14 protein-coding genes are annotated in these 22664 nt (G+C 51.8%); 4 read left to right on the top strand and 10 right to left on the bottom strand.

The window, feature by feature from the left end:
• Position 1: 1 nt before the first annotated feature.
• The 4 genes from ACFQ3W_RS15915 to ACFQ3W_RS15900 all read right to left on the bottom strand — a co-directional run bounded on the left by ACFQ3W_RS15915 (position 2) and on the right by ACFQ3W_RS15900 (position 4085).
• A complete protein-coding gene (locus ACFQ3W_RS15915; protein ID WP_379320224.1) occupies positions 2–1132 on the bottom strand; it encodes an ABC transporter permease in 1131 nt (376 codons plus the stop codon).
• A gap of 27 nt (positions 1133–1159) precedes the next feature.
• A complete protein-coding gene (locus ACFQ3W_RS15910) occupies positions 1160–2095 on the bottom strand; it encodes an ABC transporter ATP-binding protein (protein ID WP_379320223.1) in 936 nt (311 codons plus the stop codon).
• A gap of 189 nt (positions 2096–2284) precedes the next feature.
• Complete coding sequence (locus ACFQ3W_RS15905; protein ID WP_379320222.1) at positions 2285–3397, bottom strand: sensor histidine kinase; 1113 nt, start codon at positions 3395–3397, stop codon at positions 2285–2287.
• A gap of 4 nt (positions 3398–3401) precedes the next feature.
• A complete protein-coding gene (locus ACFQ3W_RS15900) occupies positions 3402–4085 on the bottom strand; it encodes a response regulator (protein ID WP_379320221.1) in 684 nt (227 codons plus the stop codon).
• 305 nt (positions 4086–4390) lie between these two features.
• On the opposite strand from ACFQ3W_RS15900, the gene tatB reads away from it, so the two are divergent.
• The 4 genes from tatB to ACFQ3W_RS15880 all read left to right on the top strand — a co-directional run bounded on the left by tatB (position 4391) and on the right by ACFQ3W_RS15880 (position 7525).
• The gene (gene tatB / locus ACFQ3W_RS15895) at positions 4391–4642 is read left to right on the top strand and encodes a Sec-independent protein translocase protein TatB (protein WP_379320220.1); all 252 of its coding nucleotides are present in this window, start codon (positions 4391–4393) and stop codon (positions 4640–4642) included.
• Positions 4643–4715: 73 nt separating this feature from the next.
• Positions 4716–4895: a twin-arginine translocase TatA/TatE family subunit gene (locus ACFQ3W_RS15890; RefSeq protein WP_379320219.1), complete on the top strand. Its 180-nt coding sequence runs from the start codon at positions 4716–4718 to the stop codon at positions 4893–4895.
• Between the two features lie 15 nt (positions 4896–4910).
• Positions 4911–5669 (top strand): twin-arginine translocase subunit TatC, encoded by a 759-nt coding sequence (tatC, locus tag ACFQ3W_RS15885; protein WP_379320218.1) that lies wholly within the window; start codon positions 4911–4913, stop codon positions 5667–5669.
• A gap of 95 nt (positions 5670–5764) precedes the next feature.
• Positions 5765–7525, top strand: coding sequence for an FAD-dependent oxidoreductase (locus ACFQ3W_RS15880; protein WP_379320217.1), 1761 nt, complete (start codon positions 5765–5767; stop codon positions 7523–7525).
• Positions 7526–7596: 71 nt separating this feature from the next.
• Here ACFQ3W_RS15880 and ACFQ3W_RS15875 read toward each other — a convergent pair whose 3' ends face one another.
• The 6 genes from ACFQ3W_RS15875 to ACFQ3W_RS15850 form a co-directional block, all read right to left on the bottom strand.
• Complete coding sequence (locus tag ACFQ3W_RS15875) at positions 7597–11040, bottom strand: AAA family ATPase (RefSeq protein WP_379320216.1); 3444 nt, start codon at positions 11038–11040, stop codon at positions 7597–7599.
• A complete protein-coding gene (locus ACFQ3W_RS15870; RefSeq protein ID WP_379320215.1) occupies positions 11037–12227 on the bottom strand; it encodes an exonuclease SbcCD subunit D in 1191 nt (396 codons plus the stop codon). The genes ACFQ3W_RS15875 and ACFQ3W_RS15870 overlap by 4 nt, the downstream gene beginning before the upstream one ends.
• A 46-nt stretch (positions 12228–12273) precedes the next feature.
• Positions 12274–16254 carry a helicase-exonuclease AddAB subunit AddA gene (gene addA, locus ACFQ3W_RS15865; protein ID WP_379320214.1) on the bottom strand — a complete coding sequence of 1327 codons (3981 nt, stop codon included), beginning with the start codon at positions 16252–16254 and terminating at the stop codon, positions 12274–12276.
• The gene (gene addB, locus ACFQ3W_RS15860; RefSeq protein WP_379320213.1) at positions 16251–19802 is read right to left on the bottom strand and encodes a helicase-exonuclease AddAB subunit AddB; all 3552 of its coding nucleotides are present in this window, start codon (positions 19800–19802) and stop codon (positions 16251–16253) included. The genes addA and addB overlap by 4 nt, the downstream gene beginning before the upstream one ends.
• A gap of 188 nt (positions 19803–19990) precedes the next feature.
• Entirely contained in the window at positions 19991–21094 is a 1104-nt protein-coding gene (locus ACFQ3W_RS15855; RefSeq protein ID WP_379320212.1) for an FAD:protein FMN transferase, read from the bottom strand.
• Positions 21095–21220: 126 nt separating this feature from the next.
• Complete coding sequence (locus ACFQ3W_RS15850; protein WP_379320211.1) at positions 21221–22597, bottom strand: class I SAM-dependent rRNA methyltransferase; 1377 nt, start codon at positions 22595–22597, stop codon at positions 21221–21223.
• Between the last annotated feature and the right edge of the window lie 67 nt (positions 22598–22664).

Here is a 22664-nt window from a genome sequence, read left to right as displayed (position 1 = left end):
GTTAAATTCCCTCCCTGCGCCGCATAATTAGAGCCGCTCCCGCCAACATGATGACGGCTAAAACAAGATTCAACATCACGGGCGGCCAAATGGCCGACAATTGATTTCCGTAAACGATTTTCGTCAAGGCCAGATTAGTCCAACGGATGGGAGATAAGCCGGAAATGTGACCCAGCATCCCCAAATTGTCGTCGCCATTCATCGGAAAATACGAACCTCCCAAAAAAGCGGCAAGATTTGTGAAGATGACGATGACGCTGCGGGTAGCCGTTTCTTTCAGCATATAGCTAACGGCCAGACCCAAGCTGACGGACATAACGACCGAGGAGAACAGGACGATCAGTTCAGCGACCAAATGAGTTCCCCAATACGCCTTTAAGACATACTTGCTGAAAAAGACGATAATAAGCACGCATAGCACGTTGACGACCAGATTTCCCAACACTTTCCCGATAAAAATTTCGTATTTGCGAACTGGTGCAGCGATGAGTCTCACTGCCGTCCCCTCCTTAACCTCTTCCGAAATTAAGCGGCTTGCAGATAGTGAGCCCCACAGGGCGGTCATGGAAGCCATCCCCAAAGCATAATAATCGACGGCCCCCGGCTGACGGTCCGCAGTGATTGAGGTTTCCTTGATATAGTCGCCCCCCCGATCAGCGGCTGCCAAGGTTGTTTTCGCTTGCTCCGGTGCAGACTTCACAATCGCGTAGACAACGTTGTATTTTTCGGCAAAAGCCGTTAGCATTCCCTGTACAACACTGCTCTTGATATCGCTCCGGCTGCTCATATACAAGGAGAGGTTGTGATCGTCTATCTCCAAGTAGTCATCGAAGCGGTTCTGTTCCACTTCTTCTTTCCCGCTCACCTGGGGCTTAAGCCTTTCGAAAGTCATCCCCGCTTTGGCGGCTTCTTTCGAAAAGGCCTCAAACCCTTGGGCTAGGTCAGAGTTCATGCCGTTATCCTTCACCAAGACTTTGATATCGCCAACTTTGACAGTATTATCGAATGTATTGGTGAGCGCCATTCCCAGGACAAGCATAAGAATAAGGGGAAAGGCAAGCATTAATGCCAGTGTCCGGCGGTCCCTCAGATCCTTTTTGATTTCTTTGACGGCGATTGATAGTGTATTCATCGTATTTACCTCCTCGTTTCTAGCGGATCAATCCCTTAAATTTCGGCCGGTCAGCGTCAGGAACACCGTCTCCAGGTTTGGCTCCCGCTCTTCCACGGAACGGATGACCGCATTATTATCGATAAGGCACTTCAAAATGCCGCCCAGGTTGTCGATCGCCATGTCGCTATGAATCTGAATTACGTTATCCGTTGCAGCTGCATTTCGAACTCCAGGGATGCTTTGCAATAGCTCGATATGGGTTTCGTCCGCTTTTTTCAGTTCGATACGAATGTCCTTGAGATCCGTAATCGTGGCAATAAGCTGCTCTTTCGTCCCGTCGGCAATTATTTTGCCATGATCAACAATGGCGATGCGCGAGCAGATTTCCTCAACTTCCTCCATGTAATGGCTAGTATAAATGATGGTGCAGCCCATCTCGTTCAATTTACGCACCGAAGCGAGGATATAGTTTCTTGACTGTGGGTCGATTCCAACCGTCGGTTCATCCATGATGATTAGCTTCGGACGATGTGCGATAGCGCATGCAATGTTCAGCCGCCGCTTCATCCCGCCTGAGAAATTTTTCGGATAGCTGCCGGCTTGTGTCTCAAGACCAACAAATTTAAGCGCCTCTTCCGCCCGTTCATTTAACTCCGTCCCACGAAGGCCGTACAGTCCTGCGAAAAACTTCACATTCTCTAAAGCAGTCATATCCTGATATATCGCTAAATCCTGCGGGACTATACCCAAGTTCATCTTGGCGAAATGACTGTTCTTCAAAATGTCGCGCTCCAGAATAAAAATCTCACCGCTCGTCGGCCGAAGCAGGGAAGACACCAGATTGATCGTCGTGCTTTTACCAGCCCCGTTTGAGCCGAGAAATCCGAATATTTCACCCTCTTTAACAGATAAAGACATATTGTCTACCGCAATGAAATCTCCGAATTTTTTCGTAAGGCCCCGTATATCAAGTACGTTCATTGTGATCTACTCCATTCCTTGTTTGTTCTTGATCCCATTGTAAGAAAAAAGGATGCTCTTATGTCAGTGCATAAGTTCATCCTTTAACATGAGAAAATTCATGAATTGAGATAAGGATAGCCAAACGCTGTCATGTTCTGATAGTGAACATCTTCACCTTCGGCTGCTCTTGCTTCCTTAACTCGGTTCTTAATCGTCACCGCCACAAGGAATCAGCGTAGTCACAGAGAAACCTTGGGTTCCGTCGGCAATTACCGTACCGTTGACTGATGCCGTGCGCTCCTCCATGCCAAGCAGTCCCAACCCCTTGACGATTTTTGCCTGACCACGGCCGTTATCCGATACGACAACTTTTATCAGTTTACTGAGCACTCTGACTTCCACATGAACCGTAGTAGCCGAGGCGTATTTAGCCGTATTGGTCAACGCCTCCGTAACATTATCATGGATAATTTTCCAATACAGCGGGGTAATCCGCTCCAAATCCCCACCATGCACCACGGACACCTGCAAATCCGATCGGGTGCCAAATCCCTCAACCGCCGTTTTTAAACGATGAATACCAAGCTGCTGCACGGGAGGCTTGATGTTTTTGAGCGTTTGCCTAATTTTCTCAATTGACTCCTTAGCAATGCCAATGGCATTTTGTAGCAGCTTTTCCGCCGAAGGCGGGTCTGAATGCAAAAGCCGTTTAGCCGCCTCCATTTGAATCAGAGCACCCGTCATGGAATGTCCAATACCATCATGAATTTCCTGAGACAATCGGCTGCGCTCCTCCAGCTTGTATGTATACTCCGATACGCGTATGAATTCCTGGTTCTCGTTAAGCTGCTTCCGCAGTTTCTCTTGTTCAACCCGCATTTTATCAAGCAGTTTTTCTTGTTTACTAATTTTTTGGCTGTAACGGCTTACTAGAATACTGTTAAACATACTAACAACCGCTAAAAAAATGTACAAAAATAATAGCGGCCTCTGGATAAAAACAACCGGAAACAGCAGCAATGCTAAGGCGGCTATCTGACGCCGTATATAAAAAGCCGCCAGTTCAGAAAGAGTCAGAGGCAGTAGCAAAATCATTTCGGGCTGCACGTACAGGGAACAGACCACGACGTACACCAAAACAAGCCCGCTAGTAGCCAGCTTCAGATGCTGTCTTTTGAATATAAGTGCCGTAAGGTTTAATGCCACATATAGCAAAAAGTACAACACTAACCACGGTGAAGGCTGCGATGCCGCGAAGTAGGAAATAACGATGATGAACCCCAGCACGAGCATCTTATTGCCGATCGTCCATAACTCCATAGCTTCAGCAAGTCCTTCCAGTTAGGTAGTATATAGCTATTTGCGTTCGGTGCTCTAATCCGGTCTTGTTTAATATCGAAGTAATATAGTTGGCGACAGTCCCTTCGGAAATAAAGATTTCCTTGGCGATCTCCTTGTTAGAACGGCCTTGAGCAATGCGGGACATCACGTCCAGCTCCCTCTCGGTAAATAAGTGCAGGTCAATCGGCGGCTCCTCGGGGATAATTGGCACTGCTTCTGCTGGGGCTTGTGCTCCCGCATTTTCCCGAACTCCGCCCAGCGTCAGCTTTAATTTGTCCAAAATGGCGTCCTGCAGCACGTTTTGGCCATAGCTCACACTTTTGATCGCATCCCTAATACGCTCGGGATCATTGTTTTTCAACAAATATCCCTTGGCCCCATAGCGAATAGCATCGAGGATGTACTCATCATCATCAAAGGTCGTCAATATGAGCGGCTTGGCTAGCCGCTCCTCCGTTATCAGCCGTGTTGCCTCAACGCCGTTCATGTTCGGCATCCGTACGTCCAGCAGGGCAACGTCGACCTCATGTGTGCGGCAATATTCTACCGCTTGTTGTCCATCATCCACCGCTTCGAGGACCTCAAACTCCTCGAAGCTATTCAAAATAATACGCATGCCTTCCCGAATAAACGAATTGTCATCTGCAATCAATACGCGAATTTTCATGTTCCAGTCTCTCCCCACCACTAGTTCGCTACCGCATTATCTAACAACAAATTATAGTGATCGTTCCTCTCACAGTCATTATCAATATACCATACAGCCGGCGATCAATAAGGGAATTGTGTCGCAGATAAACTTGAAATTTTGAGGCGAAAAAAATGGGTGACCGCGGTCATTTTTTTATTGTGAAAAAATGCACCTAGGAATATAATAGGGTCTGTTTAAAGCAAATTTTTTTATAGATATTTGTGATATCTTTCACATTTCATCTACTTCTAGCTACTCCTATCGGAAAGGAGGTCTTATGCATGCCGAGAATCGGGATGAGCGAATTGCTTCTGATTTTGGCGATTGCCCTTATTGTGTTCGGGCCTTCCCGTCTGCCTTCATTAGGGCGGATGGTTGGCAAAACGGTCGGACAAATCAAAAATTACGCCAATACCATCACCGAAGACTTGGAGAATACGAAACAGGAAACGCCGGCTACCACGGATGCATCCGTTCAGGAGTCAGCAGCCGATGTACCCGCCAAGAAAGACCCTGGGAGCGCTGAAATGTAAACGTTTTACTAAAGTAAAAAATTAACTACTTTCGCTTGGTTCATTCCGGGCTATTGGAAAGGAGGGATTCGCTATGGGAAGAATCGGGACCATGGAAATTATTGTAATAGCATCGATCGCATTGCTGATTTTTGGACCAACCAAACTGCCACAGCTCGGTAAAGCTGTAGGCAAGACGATCTCAGGCTTTAAGCGTGGAATGTCGGATATCGCATCTGATGAGTCAAAGGAATCCGAAGATAAAAAGAATTAGGCGGGAGGACTTCTTGTGAGCAAACCTGATCATAGCGATGAGCAGCTTGTAAAAATGTCGCTAGTAGAACATCTGAGCGAGCTTCGCAAGCGCCTGATTATCGTTGCGGTTTTTTTCTTGGCTACGTCTTCAATCAGCTTTCAATTCGTCCGCAAAATAGCCGATCAGCTTATGGCACTTGGCAACGGATTTCGGTTTGTGTACCTTGCTCCTTCCGAGCTGTTTATGCAGTATTTTTATCTGTCTATCATTTGTGGCGTCGTGCTCACCTCACCGGTAATCGTGTATGAGATATGGAGATTTATTTGTCCAGGTCTAAAAAAGCAGGAAAAAAGAGCGATATGCTATGCTCTCCTTTCCGGATTCGCCTTTTTCGCCCTTGGTGCAGTATTCGCCTACTATGTGATGGTTCCTATCATGCTGCAGTTTTTTCTGAACATGTCCTCTGGGATATCGATAGAGCCAATGATCTCCTTTGCCAATTATGTCGGCTTCATCTCCTCCACCATTTTGACGTTCGGACTGGTGTTTGAAATGCCTGTTGTGGTGATGACCTTAACTCGACTCGGATTACTGAAGCCGAAATGGCTGACAAAAAACCGAGGTGCCGCGATTTTAGTCATTTTTGTGGTGGCAGCCATCATAACGCCTCCAGATGTGGTATCACAAACCCTGGTAGCTGTACCGATGGTAATCCTTTACGAGCTCAGTGTAGTGCTTAGCAAAGCGATTTTTGTACGTAGACAGAACCGGCAGCAGCAGCTCGAGGCTTGACTCCTGTATCAGGCCCATATATGCGGAGCCGAAAAAATGCTCTCACATGGTGATTGGTATTACAAATTACACTTTTATAAAGGAGCGAAACGTTCATGGAAAACAAGAAAGACCGCCAGTCGAAAGAACAGCCTCAGGCCAAACAAAATATGGATGAAAATGTTTCTGAAGCTGCAGACCCAGCAGAGGAATTCGAGGGTAAAGGCTTCTCCAGAAGAACCTTTATCCGCGGGGCAGCGGCAGGCGCACTCGGGATCGCCACAATGGGCGTCCTTGGTACATATTTTAGCGGTGAAGCTTCCGCAGAAGCGGATGCTACCTCTACAAGCGTAAGTGGAACCACTGGAACAGGAATAAGCGGAAAGCCGTCATTTATGACGCCGCCGGCTCCGATTACGGCCAGCAAAATTGTCAAAACGGTCGACACGGAAGTGTTGATCCTCGGGGCAGGCTTTTCTGGTGTCGCTACCGCATGCTCTGCCGCCGAGAGAGGCCTTAAGGTTACCGTCGTTGAGAAATCGAGCAGATGGAACGGACGCGGCGGTGGCGCTGGAGTTACTGACTCTAAACTCATGCGTAAGATGGGTCTTAAGATCGACAAATCAAAAGCACAGGGGCAATGGGTCCGTACCTGCGGCAGCCGTGTAGACGAATCCCTTGTCTCGCTGTACTTCAACCGCTCCGGCGAAGCTATGGACTGGCTGCTAAACAAAGCGGAGGCTGACAGCTGCTACATTTCGATCTGGGGCGGCTATTCCAAGAGCGATCTTTACCCTGATGAACCGGGCTACCATATGATTTTCGGCGGCAAACATATTAAAGAGGGCGATTTCGCTCCTGTTGCGCTGCTGTACAATGATTCGGTTAAGGCCGGAGTAAACTATGTGTTCAACGCTCCCGCGCAGCAGCTTGTCAAGGAAGGCAACAAAGTGGTCGGCGCGATCGTCAAAACCGCAGATGGCTATGTGCGTTATATTGCATCCAAAGGCGTCGTTATTGCCACCGGTGATATTGCGGCTGATCCGGAGATGGTTCACTATTACGCTCCAATCGCTGAGAAAGCCGTCGAGTCACAATACACCCCTAAAGGTGTAAACACTGGTGATGGACATAAGATGGGACTTTGGGCCGGAGTTGCCATGCAGGAAGGACCTTTCCCGACGATGATCCACCCCCAAGCCTACGCTTGGTTCCATGGACCGTTTATGTTCGTAAACAAAGACGGAAAACGTTTCTTTAACGAAGCAACCTGGGTACAAGCCAAATCTTTGAACATCATGAAGCAAAAATCCGGTAATGTCGCTTACTCGATCTTTGACGCCAACTGGCTGACCGATTTGGTGAAAGGACTGCCTAAAGGCGGCGGCATGTTCTGGGATAGCTTCCGTGCGGTCGGAGCCGAATTCGATACGAAGGCACAGCAGGAAACGATTGACGGCTATATTAAGCAAGGCCTGGCCTTCAAGGCAAACACACTTGAAGAACTGGCTGACAAGATCGGGGTAAATAAGAGCAATTTCCTGGCCGAGGTTAATCGCTACAACCAAATGTGTGCGGCCGGAGAGGATAAAGATTACCATAAGCCAGGAATTTTCCTGACACCTGTACAGAAGGGTCCGTTCTACGCAACCAAAGTAGGTCCGGCGCTGTTGCAGATTTGTGGTGGGCTGTCCATAAATTCCGATTTGCAATGTTTGGATTCGGAACAACGTCCAATCGAAGGGTTATATGCCGTAGGCAGCGCTTCCGGCAACTCGAATGCCGTTGACTATCCGATCAACATGCCCGGTAACTCCCACGGCCGTTGCCTGACTTATGGATATGTGCTTGGTGAGAAACTGGCAGCTCGTAAATAATAATTTTTTCTAAAAAAAGAGCGTCCTCTCATGTTATGCATGGGAGGCGCTCTTTTGGTTTGCGGGCCTGGTCACATTCGTTCAATCATGATTTTGGAGCCGGCCCCGCCGTTTTCAGCCGGAATAATGATAAGCTTACGAGCGAGTCTCGACCGAAGCTCAGCGACATGGCTGATGATGCCAACGGACAGTCGATCATGATGCAGATGCTCCAGTGAAGTGATTACGGTGTCTAAAAGCTCCGGATCAAGTGTACCGAAACCTTCGTCCAGAAAGAAAAATTGCAACGGGTATTGTCCTCGTAGCTGGATTTGTGCGGAAAGCGCCAATGCCAGAGCCAGCGACGTTAGAAAAGTTTCACCACCGGACAACGTAGCGACGGGACGTTTGACTCCCCCGTTCGCATCGTCACAAATCACAAAGCCGCCGCCCGAATCGGTTTCCAGGGCATATCGCTGCTTCGTGAGAAAACGCAGCCGCTGGGAAGCCGATTGACTGACATTCATTAACTGTTCCTCCGCCACATACTCGACAAACGCATTCCCCCGCAAAGAAGACTGCAGCTTAGCAAGCAAAGCCGATTCATGCTCCAGACGAACGCGACTGTGTTCAAGCTCCTGCCAGCGTACATGTCTAGCCTGCAGATCCTCTAAATCCCGTTCGGAACGTGCTTTGAGCTGAAGTGCTTCTTCATCTTGCTCCTTAGCCAAAATCAGCCTGGAACTGCACTCTCGCCACTCTTCCTCGCTTACTGTTCTGCCTTCAAGCTTTGCAGCAAGCTCACTAAGTGCAATTTCCAGCTCGCGCTCACGGGTCCGGTGATTTTGAATGATTTCATTCAGCTTTTCGGCTTGCCCGTTTTCAAGCAGAGCCGCCCTCACAGATTCCTCATCTGCGAATGGTGAGGTTTCCATCTCCAACAGCCACCGGCTGCGTAAGGACGTCTCTTGGTCACGGGCAGCCGTAACAGCCTGCCGTGCTAACGCATCGGCTTGGGCCAGCTCATGGCCACGGGCCATCGTTTCCGTCTCCCGGGTTCGAGTCGTCTCTGCAGTTTTTCGTAGAAGATCGAGCTGTTTGGATGCCTCCAAAAGCAGCTCATCAACCGGACGATCACCGACCCAAGCGAACAAGCGGCCCTGCTTCTCTTGCAGCAGATCCCTCTTCCCCTGCTCTTGAACTTGCCACTGGAGCAGCATTTTCTCCAGTTCTACCGTTTCCCGGCTCAGCGTCTGCAAATTCGCAGATTTCTCCTCGATGAACGGTATACTAAGCGATAGCCGCTGACGAAGGTCCTCGGACTTTCGGTCTTTCTCCGTGTACTCCTCCAGTTTTTGAAGGGCCTCCTCCGGCAATAGGTCCGGATATTCCATATCCCATTGCTTCAAAAGGGTCGTAAGCGATTCCCGAATGTGAGCGGTTCGCAAAGCGGCTTGCTCCAGCACTCCAGAGACTGCGGCGAGCGACGCTTCAGCAGAGGAACGCTGCGGACGAAGCATATCCGTCTCACTTTGTGCGGCTCGGATCTCCTTCTGTAGCAACTCAAGCCGTTGCCGAATGCCGGAACGCTCCTGTTTAAGCACTTCAGCCTCACACCGGGCTTCCGCCAAGTAGTCAGATACGGTCGCATGCTGCCCTAGGTCGACTGATTCCGGAGCCTCCACAGTCGCGGCGGCTTGATAGGAGTCTGTGTCACTGCCAAATCCGCCTTCAGGTATTGGCCCCCCAAGAAGATTCATTAATCCTCGGCAGAGCTCCAGATCCTGGGCAACCGTAAGCGTAATCTCTCGAGCAGCTGATATAACGCCAGCTAGTTCATCCAATTCGGCGTCATTTTGTAACGCCGGACCATCCACCTGCGTAGCCAGCATAGGGTGGTGCACCGAGCCGCATACCGGACACGGCTCCTCGCTTTGTAAATCCACTGCTAGCCTAGCGGACCAAATTTGTCTTTCTCGTTCTTTCAGTTTCAATCGAAGCGTCGTTTCCTGCTGCAGCAAGCTTTCTCCGAAGCGCTTAACAGCAGACTCGAGAACAGACAGCTTCCTGTAGTTTTCCTGTGCATGGTCCGATAAGATTAGCTGTGAGGAATCCTTAATCTGTTCCTTTTTCTTAATGCTTTCTAGTCGCTGCTCCGCCGCCAGCTTCTGGGCGCGTCCAGCCGCTTCCTCTGTCTCCGCCTTCACCAATTGCTCCCTCAACTGAGCCAGCTGTTGGCTAAGCTGAACGGCGGTCTGAATTTGCTGGCGCTCGGTGGATTTTACCTCATTATCCTTCAGCTGCTGCTCCAGCTCCCGCTGCCGGATTTGCGCCTTTGCGAGCAACTGCTCTTCCTTCTGCGTCTGCTCCATCAGGCTCTGCAGCTGGCGCTGGCCAGCCTCATGCTGCGCCTGCAGCGCCCGCTGCTCCGCGAGCAGTTGGGCTACTTCCACCTGCAGGCTGCGGGCCTGCTCCAGCTGGTCCAGCCGCAGCAGCAGCGCTGGCTCCTCGCGCCCGAGCGCCTCGGCCGCAGCAGCAGCCTCTTTGCTGGCCTGCGTTGCCGCAGCAGCAGCCGCTTGAGCCGAGGCTGCGGCTGCGGCCGCCAGCCGCTCGCGCTCCGCCGCAGCCTGCTGCGCTTCCCGCCAGGCTGCGAGCCCCGGCCTGAGCGCCTCGGCGGAGGCCCCCAGCGCGAGCTTTGCCTCCAGCGCAGCCACGCCCGCGCCCTGCTCGCGCAGCGCAGTCAGCTGCACAGCCCGGGTGCTGCGCTCCTCACTCAGCTCGCGCACCTTGGCGAGCTGGTCGTACTGCTGCTGCGCGCTGCCAAGCTCCCGGCGGCGCAGCGCGGCAAGCTCGGCAGCCTCCCGCACCGCCTCAGCTGCCGCCTTGACCGCCTCCTCGGAGGCGTTGCCGAGGCCTTGCTGCTCTGCTGCAATCTCACCGCGCCGCTGCTCCGTTTCCTTTACCTTGCGGGTGAGCTTTTGACCGAGCAAATCGCCATATTTCTCCAGATGAAACAGCCGCTGCAGCATTGCGCGCCGGTCCGCACCCTTTAGCGACAGAAACTCGGCGAACTTGCCCTGCGGCAGTACGACGGCCCGAGTGAAATCGTCCATTTTCAGCCCGATTTTCTGCTCAACGCACCGGGTCACATCAGCCAGCTTATCGGCAACGACCTTCTCCCCTTCGGGCGCCATCTCGATAAAGCGGCTGATCGTATTGCTGACGGAAATGCCCGATTGGCGCTTGAACCGTCGCTCCACCCTGTAGCGTTCCACCCCTTGCGCGCTTGTAAGCTCAAAAGTAAACGAAACGAAAAGTGTATCCTCCGAATGGTTCATGATGCCCTGCGTACCGCCGGAGGCACGTCCGACTTTTCCGTAAAGGGCCAGGGTAATCGCATCGAGAATCGTAGATTTGCCGCTGCCGGTCGGCCCAAAAATCCCGAACAAGCCAGTGTCGCACAGCTCTTCAAAATCGATCTCCTGGATTTCCCGATAGCTCTGCAGCCCGGATAGCTTTAAGGTGATCGGTTTCATTTGGCGGCCTCCTCTCCATCAGCCTCATCCGATTCATCATCTTCGGACACTAGCGACATGAACAACTCGATGAGCTCGTCCTCAGGATCAGCTCCGCCGGTTTGGCGCTGGTAAAACTTACGGAATAGCTCATTGAGCGGCAACTGCGCTCTGGACGAAAACTCTGCTTCCAGTTCCCGCCCGGGATATACCGGACGAATATGCACGATGCCCTCATGCGCTTTGCGAAGCGACTGAATATCGCCTAGCGACATCGCCTCATTCAAATAAATCTCCATATCGATAAACGCATTCGCATCTCTGCCTTCATCCAGCCAGCGCCGCGCCTCCGCGAGCCCGCCTCGACAAGACCAGCGAACCAGCGGCCTACCGCTGCTGATATATAACTCCTCCATGACTGGCTCTTGGCCTGGAGCAACGTCGAGCATCATAACGGATTTGGCTTGTCCTGCCTCCGAAAACGAATAGGCAAGTGGCGAACCGCTGTAGCGAATCACGCCATTTCCTTTCACTGCTTGCGGCCGGTGCAAATGGCCAAGCGCCGTATACTGAGCGCCGATATCCAGTGCAGAGGGATCGACAGTATATGCGCCGCCGACCTGAATCGGCCGTTCGGAATCGGATTCCAGTCCGCCTAACACATAAATATGACTCATTGCCAAATTTACAGTGTCGGAACGAAAAGCACCCGATAACTGCCGCATCAGCTTGCCGACCTTAGCACTGTATGCTAATCGGAGCTCGGCTTCATCGGCGTCTCCGGCCAGAAGCTCGGCCAGCCGCGACTCCGACGGATAAGGGAGCGCGGCGATGACCGCGGTTTCTCCCGTGCGGGGAACGTGAATTTTCAGGGCTTCGGCCGTAGGCAAACCAACGAGCGAGATTCCTCTTCGCTCTACGAGAGGAGAAACAGCGGACACCCGCTCGGGCTGGTCATGGTTTCCCGCAATTACCGCCAAATGTCGGCCGTCCTCAGCCAAACGGGCAGAGGCCTCGTAAAACATCCGCTCCGCTGAAGCGGGCGGGTTGACGCTATCGTACACGTCCCCGGCCATCAGGATCATGTCGGCCTGCTGATCCTTCGCCATAAGCACTAGCTCGTCCAAGAAGCTCTCTTGCTCAAGAAGCCGACTACGTCCCTCTAGCGTTCGACCCAAATGCCAATCTCCCGTATGCAAAATACGCATGTCTCACTCTCCCTTTTGTTCGACCTATAAAAAATCACTCAACTACCTAAAGTTTGACCGTATCGCCACTATCGAAGAAATAAAGCCATTTCTCATCAACAGGAACGCCTGTAATTTCCTCGACCGCCTTGGCGTACAGCTCAAGCTGAAACCGGTACGTTTGAACAAGCGCTTCGATCCCTCCGCGATGCGCAAGCACCCGGTCGCTTTTGTAATCGAGCAGGTATACCTTGCCGTCTACGGAAAATAGGCAGTCCACAATCCCCTGGATGAGTACCGTTTCCCCTTCCAGCTCACGTTGTACGAAAGTTCTGCCTTCACCACCGGATGACGGTGTTTCGCTGCTTCCGAGAATCCACTCCATGAGCTGAGGATACGCTTCGGCAGCCGGCAAGCCGTAGCTGAAAGGCATTTCCCGCTTCAGCCAATCCGCTCTTCTAAGCAAGCTTCCAAGGGGGCTAAGCAGCAGCTCGGCGATTTTTGCCGCATCGATCTCCGCCGCCTGCTCTGGCGTCATAATTTTACGCTCTATAAGTCGTTCAAGTGTCGAAGACACCGTGTCCTTATTCGGCTCCGCATCAAAAGGCAGATGCTGCATTAAAGTATGGTAGGCGGTTCCTCGTTCCGTCGGAGTGAGCTTGCGCTGCTCCATAAATCTAGGACGTCGCAGGTGCAGTCTGAACTCTGACGGAGAATCGGCCGTTAGCTCCTGCCGCATTTCCTTCTCTGTAAACAGATTCTGGCCTGTATCTTCGGACAGAGATAATGACATAAGCGACTTCAATTCCGTAACAGATGTTTTGGCCGATAAGCGCGTGGCGGACTCGTAAGGATATGACCAGCCCAACAGGCGCTCTACTTCCTGCATATAGCCTGCCTCGACAATTTGCTCAGTTGATGGAGATGTCCGTTCACCCGCAAGCAGTGCTTTTAAACGTTCCACCTCCGAGGCTGGCAGCTCCTTGATGGCCGCAGCTTCCGCCACGCCAGAATGAGTGACTGCACGGGATGAAACAAACGCAATATGCCAATCGGACGCATCGTGAAAAATCGTCGGTGAAGTCTCAGAAAGTCCGGCAAAACGGCGCAGCTCGCCCGCGCTAGGGTGGCGGATGAGCGAAGGGCCGATCCAATCAAGATAACATCGTCCCCGCGCAAGCATATAGTCCGGAAGCTGCTCATCCCGGGCCTCCAGTGCTCCGCCCCAGGTTTCGACCGCTTTCGTTAGATTTTTGACCGAGGATACAAGAATCAGCTTGTCCTTTGGACGGGTCAGCGCAACATATAACACGCGCATCTCCTCCGCAAGCAGCTCCATTTGGGCCCGCCGGCGGATCGCTAGATTCGGCAGCGTCGGATAGCTCACACGGGCAATCCCATCGATAAATTTAGGGCCAAACCCCATTTCTTTATGCATCAAAAAAGGTGCGTTCAAATCCTGCCGGTTGAACATTTTGGATAACCCCGCCACGAAGACGACCGGGAACTCCAAACCTTTACTTTTGTGGATCGTCATGATGCGGACCGCATCCCCTTGTTCCCCGGAAACCGCAGCCCCGCCCAAATCGCCGCCATTTTCTTGGAGTCGGGTGATATATCTAAGAAAGCGAAACAGTCCCGGCGCAGCGGAAGATACTTCATATTGTCTGGCCCGATCGAGCAGTGCGAGAAGATTGCCCTGCCGCTGAGTTCCTCCAGGCAGCCCGCCGACCCAATCCAGGTACCCGGTTTCCCGGTAAATGTCCCGAATGAGACTGCAGAGGTCTCCCTCTCTAGCCAGGTTCCGCCAAATCTCTAGCTGGCGCAAAAAAGCATCTAACCGGGTGCCCAGCGCCTCGCTGACCGATTCATCATGTGACGGGTTGTCCGACGTGTTCGGCAGATTTGCCAACTCGCTTTGTTCGTTCGCAGCACATGCTAAAACCGCCTCATAAAAACGGCCGTTCGGAGAAGCAAGCCGGATCTCGGCTAGTTCCTCCTCAGAAAACCCATAGAGCGGTGAGCGGAGCACTGCCGCCAGTGGAATATCCTGCAGCGGATTGTCGATCAACTGCAGCAGCGAGAGCATCGTTTCCACCTCGGACGCTTGAAAATATCCCTGGTTCAGCTCCCCATACGCCGGAATCCCCTCCAACCGCAGCTCCTCAATCATCGCCGGAGCCCATGATAACGTGGAGCGAAGCAAAATGACCATGTCCCGATACTGAACAGGGCGCATCGCTTTCTGCTGTTTGTCGTAGATGCGAAGCGGCTGGTTTCCGTTATCCCCCAGCATACCGCGAATCCGTGCAGCGATCGCACGGGCCTCCAGACGTACCGCTTCCAGCAGCTCGGACTCATCTTCCTCTTCGGCTAGGGTGCTATCTTGGCTTGCTCCATTGTTTGAAGGGTCGGCGCCTTCCGTATTGCGGTCAATCAACAGCAGCTCCGGCCGATAATCTTCCCCTTCATTTGGAGGAAAACCTTCCCCATACACTAGCTCGGCCCGAGCATCGTAACTGATTTCTGCAACATTTTCATTCATGATTTGCCGGAAGAGCAAATTGACGGCATCGACAACTTCCTTGCGGCTCCGGAAATTTCGAGCCAAATCGATGCGCAGGCCTGCCCCGCCCGCAAAATCATCTCCATAGGTCCGGTATTTCTCAAGGAACAGACCGGGCTCCGCCAAGCGAAAGCGATAAATACTCTGCTTCACATCGCCGACCATAAACCGGTTACCAGGCTCGTTTCTTGAAATGAGCCGGACGATTTCCTCCTGTACCGTATTCGTATCCTGATATTCGTCCAGCAGCACCTCTTCGAACTGAAGCTGGTATTCGAGCGCAGCCTCGGAAGGCTGTATCCGCTCCGGCGTGGATTCGGGATGGCGTAATATCTGCAGGCAATAATGCTCCAGATCAGAAAAGTCAAGCCATCCCTTCGTTACCTTTTCCCTCCGGTATCGGTCTCCGAACTGGTTAACAAGATCTGCGAGCTCCTCAAGCAGCGGGGCCATATCATGCATCTCCTGTAAAAATGCCTCCGCCGGACGGCCATAGAGCTGTGTCCGCAAATCCATGACCGTCTTCTTAGCTTCTTCCCGAAGTGCCTTAACCCGTTCTTGAATGGCTGGATCGGTCTGGTCCTTTTTACAAGGCTTCAGCTTCCCAAAGGCAATCGTCTGAAAGTCATCATAAAGGGTCGACCAAGCCTTTGAGGCTACTGCCGACTGCAATCGTTCAATGACACTTAAGTCCTCCTCGAGCGTAACTACATACGGTCCTGGCCCGCCAGGTGCACCAGCCAGCGCTATCGCCTGGGCCAAGAGACCGGCAACACCACTCAGCGTTAAGGCCGTGTCGGCAAGGATGCTGTTCACCCAGGAGCTGTTATCAAGCGTTTCGATGTCCGGTGCCATAAAGGCGGAAGCCGCCTGCTTAAGCCATTCCTCCGGCCAAGGGTGACTCCGCGAGAAATCGTATAAGCGCTGAATGAGCGCCAGCACTGCGTCGTCGCTTCGTTCCCCGCCAAACAGATCGACCAGCTTCAGAAAGGGGCTGTCCGCAGTTTCAGAAGTATACTTTTCCTCAAACAGCGTTTCGAGTACTTCCTGCCGCAGCAAAGCAGTCTCGCTTTCGGACGCGATCCGGAACCCTGGGTCTAGCGGAATAAGCGTATAGTAGCGCTGAATGACCTCCATACAGAAGGAGTGCAGCGTAGTAATGGAGGCTCGTCCCAACATAGCCAGCTGACGGCTCAAGTAGTCATGATCAGGATCTTTAGCCAGTTCCTTCTCGAGTGCCTCCGTAATGCGCTGACGCATTTCCGCAGCAGCCGCCTTCGTAAACGTTGCGACAAGCAACCGATCTACGCTGAGCGGCTGCTCCCGGTCTGTCAGCTTACGGATAATTCGCTCGACAAGCACTGCCGTCTTCCCCGACCCTGCCGCCGCTGCAACCAACATATCCCCACCGGTCATCGATATCGCTCGCCATTGGTCGTCACTCCAATAGCTTCCGGCTGGTTTTGGTTTTACGGTTGTCATGATGGGTTCGCCTCCTTTCCACTCTCTTGATCTAGTAACTGCCATATTTCCTGTTTACCCGGTTTTCCCAGCACTTGATAAGAGCTGCCTTCCAGCGACTCTTCGAAGCGGCATACCGGTTTGTAGATACAATGCGTACAAGCCGTTTCCATACCGAGCCGGTAAGGGGAAATACGTACGTCTCCCTCAGTAATTCGCGTCCCGATTTCCGTAATCGTTCGCCGCACCGAGCCAAGCAGCGTTTCCCACTGCTCCGGCGTTGCTACAGAGGCGCTGCTGTAAAAACCTCCGTCCGCTTTGAGCGCTACCGGGATAATGTCGGAATAGCCTTTTTCCAGTTGTCCGTCCATTTTGGCAATGACATCCCGATCCGCCAGCAGCAAGCCCTTCATCTTGAAGCGTTTCAGAAGCTCCTGATGCGCTTCTTCCGCGGTAAGCCCATTGCTGCTCTGCAGTAGCGGGTTATGCACATGGAAATACAGCGTCCCCGCTGGCACGGCCGGACGACCGAGCCAAGCTTCTGCCGAGGACAGAAGCACGTCAAGGTAGGTGAGCATTTGCAAAGACAGACCATAATACACTTCATGGAGCTTGAGATCGGTTTGGCTTGATTTGTAGTCGATGACCCGCAGCAGCAAGCCCTTCTCTCCCTCTGCCATATCTACCCGGTCGATCCGGCCGACGATCTCCATCACGCAGCCGTTCGGCAGCTCGAAGGTTAGCGGCGGCAGCGGCCGGCCCGGCCCAAAGTCAAGCTCTAGACCTACTGGCTCAAAGCTGCCGCGGCGCGATTGCTCGCCCAGAATAAGGGAGGCGCGACCGACGATGTTTTTCAGCTTTCGGGAGATATAACCATAACGCTTGGAGCTCAGCAGGATCTCTCCCTGTAGTCTCGGGGCTAGCGTATCGACAGCGGCGTCGGCTTCACGAAGACATTCCTCCGGCGTAAGGCTTCCCCAACTCCGATTTTGCTCTTTAAAGGTAATTGCCATCGTGCTAAGGGCAGCATGGAACAATTGGCCAATATCCGGCGCTTTCAGCCGGTATAGCTGGCGCTCCTTAAGCTTTAAACCATGGGATGCAAAATGCGAAAATGGACAGGCCGAAAATTTCTCCATTCGTGAAACGCTGGTACGGAGCCTTTTTCCGTACAAACGACGGCTTGTAGCTGACGTAAGCCCGCGCACCCGGTTGCGATAATCCAGCGAGCCAAGCAGCCGAATGGTTTTCCCCTCCCATTCAGGCCGATCCTTGTACCAGCCCAGAACGTCCCACCAGACAGGAGAAATAGCTTCACCTGCTTTCCATCTGCGCAGCTGTCCAATCAAGGTGGATAACGTCGGAGCGGGACGCGTTACAAATTGCAATTGCCCTGATGCTTGCTCAGGTCCATTCGCGGTCACAGAAGTGAGCGGAGCAGGATCCTGACCCAGAGATTGCTCGAATACGCTCGGAAAGATCTTTTTAATATGCCGAATGACCTCTGAGGGAAGCAGAGTTCCGCCTTCCTCGTCCCCGGTAGGATAGCTGAGCCAAAGCGAGTGGCTGGGAGCTGTCAAAGCTCCATAGATGAGAAACCGCTCGTCGAGTATTTTACGGGTCACCCCCGGCGCAAGCTCAAGACCGATTTCTGCTAGCCTTGTCCGCTCCTGGTCACTGAGGACGCCTTCCTCCTGAAGCCCTGCAGGCATGATTCCCTCATTAATTCCAAGCAGGAACAAGTGCTTGACGAGTCCCGAGCGTGTCCGGTCTATACTGCCGACGATGACCTGATCCAGTGAGGGGGGAACGAGTGCAAGCTTTGCATCTTTAAGACCGGTTTCCAAAATACCGGCGAACAGCTCCAGCTCCAACTCCTCCTCGCCCATCATTTCAACGATTTGGTCGAGCAGATCCAAGACCGCTCCCCACAACTGACGGTGCTCCATCGCCCGCTGTGGATGACCTTCCTGAAACGCCTGATTCGCGAGCAGCTCGAGGTGCTGGGCAGCGGAAGTATCCTCGAGCAATTGATATACTGCCGCACACATTTCTTCTGCGTTTTTTGCTTTTTTAAGCCGCTTCTCAAAAACTCCCAAGGGAACAGCCACCGCTGCCCGGCATTTCTCCAGCGTTTGCAGAGTCTCCTGGGCCTTGGCGGAAGCCGTTTCCTCGTTCTGCTCCAATGATAAACTCGGAGCAGCCTTCCAGGGACGCCCATCATACCAGCGGTATCCATGAATCCCGCTAGCCAGCACATAGTTTTCGAGCACGTCCATATGCGCCCTAGTCAGGCTGCCGTCCAGCGGCAGCAGAAAATCGCTTTTTACACAGCGAAAGACGTCCTCATATTTCCAATAGCCTATGACCACATCCAGCGCCGCCCGCAAAAATTCGATAAGCGGATGATGAAGCATGCTTGTCTTTTGGTCGAGAAAATGAGGAATTCCGTACTCCTCTAAAATCGGAGCAATGAGGTGATCATAATCCTCCAACTTGCGGACATAAATCGCCATGTCTCTCCAGCGAGCTCCCTCCTCCCTGGCCAGGCGAACCATTTCCCGAGCGGCGCCTTCCACTTCAGCCCGGCGTCCGCCGGCTTTATGGAGAGACAAGGATTGCTCAAAACCTTTTGGCGGAACGCTTCCATTCCACGGGGTGCGCCGCTCATAGGCCGATTCCAGATAAGATAAAGTCTCGCTCGCTTGAAACCGCGGAAAAGGGCGTTCATTAAGGAGCTCCGCCGGTGTGACTTCTATGCCGGATTCCTCAGCAAGCGCACGAAGCTTCATATAAGTGACCGCCGGCGTATAAAAAAGATTTAGTTCATGAGGTGGTATACCATCATCGTAAGGACGGTCCAGCGTAAGTGACACGGTAACAGAAGAGGCCACGCGCAGCAGGGCGCCGATCGCCGTATATTCCTGAGGCGTAAACGTGTGAAAGCCGTCGATCCAGATGTCGGCCCCTCGTAAATAGGACGATTCGGCTGCTCTTTCCGCTAGCTTGACCACATGATCTTCGTTATCGATGTACCATTTAGCCAGTTCTCTATCAAATTCGGAGAACAGCAAGCTGAGATCATGCATTTTATCTTTTAAAAGAGTGGCTTCTGCCGATGATGATTCAAGAAATTTATAATGCTCCCCTAACTCGGAGAAATGTACATTGAATTTTTTCATTTCCGTGTAGAGCCCGGCAATTTTGTCGATCAATCCAAGCTGGTCTCCCCCACGTCCGAACAACTTAAACTGCTCCCGATATTTTCGCATCATTTTGTAGAGCAGCATTTTTTTACCTTCATCGTTAATAGGTACGAGTGCGGATCCGCCCGTCTCCTGCATCACCCGCAGCGCTAAACGGCGGAATCCGAGGACCTGGGTGCGAACCGTTCCGCTAAGGCCAGGCGTTGTCACGATGCGCTGTTCAATCTGAAAAGTCCCTTGCTCCGGGGTGAGGATGATGAGCGGGGGACCCGATGGATTATTTCGTAATATAGAAGTGACTCTATGTAAAATCAGGCTGCTCTTCCCGCTTCCAGCGCGGCCAATGACAAAATGCAGCGACATAAATAGCTACCTCCGTTTTTTCTCGTTACATTCCAGTATATCATAACGGTGTCCCTAGATTCCCTGTAAGAATACGTCATTTCACTCATCACGGATAGTCTCTGTATGAATCATTATCAGAGCGCAAAAAAACCTTGTCCCACGAATAAATCGTGAAGCAAGGCGGTAATCATTTGGCCGTTAGCGGCCTATTCCATTAGCTGGTACTCGTCGCTATCCACTTGGAACTTCCCTTTTAACCCAGGGGTAATATATATTTTATCGTCCTTCGTAATAAACATCGCTTCAATATTATCTCCAAGGGATTCGATGTATTTCAGTCCCTCGTCTTTTCCCATAATATATACATAAGTCGACAAGGCATCGGCATCGGTCGCATTATCCGCAAGGATCGTTACGCTCTTCAGATCGTTTTGCGAAGGGTACCCGGATCTAGGATCGAGAATATGGTGGTACATGACGCCGTTTTCTACAAAATAACGTTCGTAAATCCCCGAGGTGTCAATGACTTGATCGGCAAGCTGGATCACACCGACAGAAATGCCACGTGTTTGGTCAGGGTCCTGAAGACCCACGTTCCATTTTTCCCCATTAGGCTTGCTTCCAATGACGATGATGCTGCTTCCTCCCAAATCCACCAGGCCGCTCTTAACGCCTTCGCCGCGCAAATAATCGGCAACTCGGTCTGCGGCATACCCTTTGCCGATCCCGCCAAGGTCAAGAATCATGCCCGGACGTTTCAAATACACTGTCCGCTTGCTCTCATCCAGCACAACGTCCTTGTAACCAACCAGGCTTTTCTCTTTCTCCAAATGAGCCTTATCCGGTACGTGGGCCCCTTCATGGCCGATATTCCACAAATCCACCAGACCGCCAACCGTCGGATCGAATAGTCCCTTTGATTCTACGGCATAGTCAAGCGACCGTTTGACAACATCAAACGTATCCTCCGATACTTGAACCGCCTTTTTGCCCGCTTCCTTATTAACGTCATACAATTGACTTGTTTCCAGTGTCCGGCTAAGCTCTTCGTCCAAGGTCTTCAGCATCGTATCGATATGGTTTAAATGCTCTTCAGCTTTGGGATCCTCAAATAACTTAATATTAACAACCGTATCGAAAATATAATATTGTCTCGAAACTGGCTCCGATGCCGATTGACCGCCCGCCTTACCGCCTGAGCCACCATCTTTGCCGGAGCCGCCTCCGCAGCCAGATAACACCACCGTAAGCAAAAATATAAATCCACAGACGACCGCTAACTTCTGTAGTCCATTCGTTTTTGTCATCATTTCACCTTTTCGTACCGTATTCTCTTCCACCCTATCTACCTGCGCTATTTTATAGTATTTTTTATTTTAAATCTAGTGAATTCGTCATATACCAAATTTATCTTAATTGATTCTGGTCTAAAGGCATTACACTAGTAGCGATTTACTTCGCACCTCGAAAATAGCAAATTTCAAATAATGTCCTTCATTAACGCCTAAAATTTGCGGATGATCCTTCCCCGCCGCACGCCATTCGACCAAACGCAGCACTTTACCGGCATCCTCCGCAGCCTCCTGAATATTCTGTAAAAACAGCTCTGGCCGCATATGGTAGGAGCAGCTGGCTGTAACCAGATACCCACCTTCATTGACCAGCTTCATGCCGTGCAGATTTATGTCTTTGTACCCGCGGCAAGCCCCTTTAACCGCACCTTTTGTCTTGGCAAATGCGGGCGGATCCAAAATAACTACGTCCCAAGTCCGGCCGCCTCCTGCCGTCAGTGGAACCGAGGTATCCGTCTTGCTATCGGCTGCCGCTCTGCGGGCGCGTTCTTCCAAACCTTTAACCTGACTGCGAAGGTAATCAAACGCATCGGCTACCACAAATTCGACGCGGTCCTCAAATCCGTTCAGCTCTACGTTATGTTTGGCGCTTTCGATGGCGTGCTCGGAAATATCCAGGCAGGTTACCTTCTTGGCCCCATACTTACAGGCATGCAGCGTAAAGCTTCCCGTATGCGAAAAACATTCCAGCACGGTAGCACCATCCCAATACGGAAACGTCACTTCCTTGCCGTTTCGGTTTACTGGCGCTATGCGAACATCTCCATCTCCATTGGCAAGCTCCTGTAAGGAAATTCCGCTTCGGTCTCCCCAACCAGTCATCAGTGGCTTGATCGATGCGCGGTTTTCCCGCTGGTCGAAGAAATAACCGGTTTTCTGCCCTTGTTCAATGTCAACTTCTATCTTTAAGCCGTTCTCCGAAACAATAACATACCGCGGCGGGTTGCCGTAAATCGGCCCCTTGACCTGCTCCAAGCCCTCCATTTCGCGCACAGAAACATCGCTACGCTCATATATGCCTATCGGCTTGAGCACTTCCGTAAGTGCAGCAACGATATGGTCGCGACAGCGGTCCATACCTAGTGTGAGCAGCTGCACTACAAGCACATCTCCAAACTTGTCCACAATAAGTCCCGGCAAAAAGTCGGCCTCACCATACACGAGACGGTAAGATTCCTCATGCACAAACCGTTTGCGGTGATTCAGACAATCCGTAATCCGCGTAACAAAAAAAGCTGTGTCCATATCCGTAATCGGAGCGTAAGACACCACCCGAACGGTAATTTGTGAAGCCGGATTGTAATAGCCTGTAGCCAGATATCTTCCCCGGTGATCGGCAATATCTACAAGATTCCCTGGCTCTACTTCACCTTCAACTCGATCTATTTCAGTGCGGAACACCCAAGGATGCCCTTGTTCAAGACGCTTTTTTCGACTGCGCTGCAAAATAACCGTTGCCACAGTAACTTCACTCCTTATCAAATAGTCACAACCACTTGCATAAATTCGGTTTTGCCGGAAATTTTCC

It is taken from the genome of Paenibacillus puldeungensis (genome assembly GCF_042678945.1).
Classification (GTDB): domain Bacteria; phylum Bacillota; class Bacilli; order Paenibacillales; family Paenibacillaceae; genus Fontibacillus; species Fontibacillus puldeungensis.
Note: the sequence above shows the minus strand (reverse complement) of the source record. Positions and strands in the feature narration are given on the sequence as shown.

Coding starts and splice junctions, on each gene's coding strand:
- ACFQ3W_RS15915 (WP_379320224.1), bottom strand. CDS start 1,132: ATGAATACACTATCAATCGCCGTCAAAGAAATCAAAAAGGATCTGAGG.
- ACFQ3W_RS15910 (WP_379320223.1), bottom strand. CDS start 2,095: ATGAACGTACTTGATATACGGGGCCTTACGAAAAAATTCGGAGATTTC.
- ACFQ3W_RS15905 (WP_379320222.1), bottom strand. CDS start 3,397: ATGGAGTTATGGACGATCGGCAATAAGATGCTCGTGCTGGGGTTCATC.
- ACFQ3W_RS15900 (WP_379320221.1), bottom strand. CDS start 4,085: ATGAAAATTCGCGTATTGATTGCAGATGACAATTCGTTTATTCGGGAA.
- tatB (WP_379320220.1), top strand. CDS start 4,391: ATGCCGAGAATCGGGATGAGCGAATTGCTTCTGATTTTGGCGATTGCC.
- ACFQ3W_RS15890 (WP_379320219.1), top strand. CDS start 4,716: ATGGGAAGAATCGGGACCATGGAAATTATTGTAATAGCATCGATCGCA.
- ACFQ3W_RS15880 (WP_379320217.1), top strand. CDS start 5,765: ATGGAAAACAAGAAAGACCGCCAGTCGAAAGAACAGCCTCAGGCCAAA.
- ACFQ3W_RS15875 (WP_379320216.1), bottom strand. CDS start 11,040: ATGAAACCGATCACCTTAAAGCTATCCGGGCTGCAGAGCTATCGGGAA.
- ACFQ3W_RS15870 (WP_379320215.1), bottom strand. CDS start 12,227: ATGCGTATTTTGCATACGGGAGATTGGCATTTGGGTCGAACGCTAGAG.
- addA (WP_379320214.1), bottom strand. CDS start 16,254: ATGACAACCGTAAAACCAAAACCAGCCGGAAGCTATTGGAGTGACGAC.
- addB (WP_379320213.1), bottom strand. CDS start 19,802: ATGTCGCTGCATTTTGTCATTGGCCGCGCTGGAAGCGGGAAGAGCAGC.
- ACFQ3W_RS15855 (WP_379320212.1), bottom strand. CDS start 21,094: ATGATGACAAAAACGAATGGACTACAGAAGTTAGCGGTCGTCTGTGGA.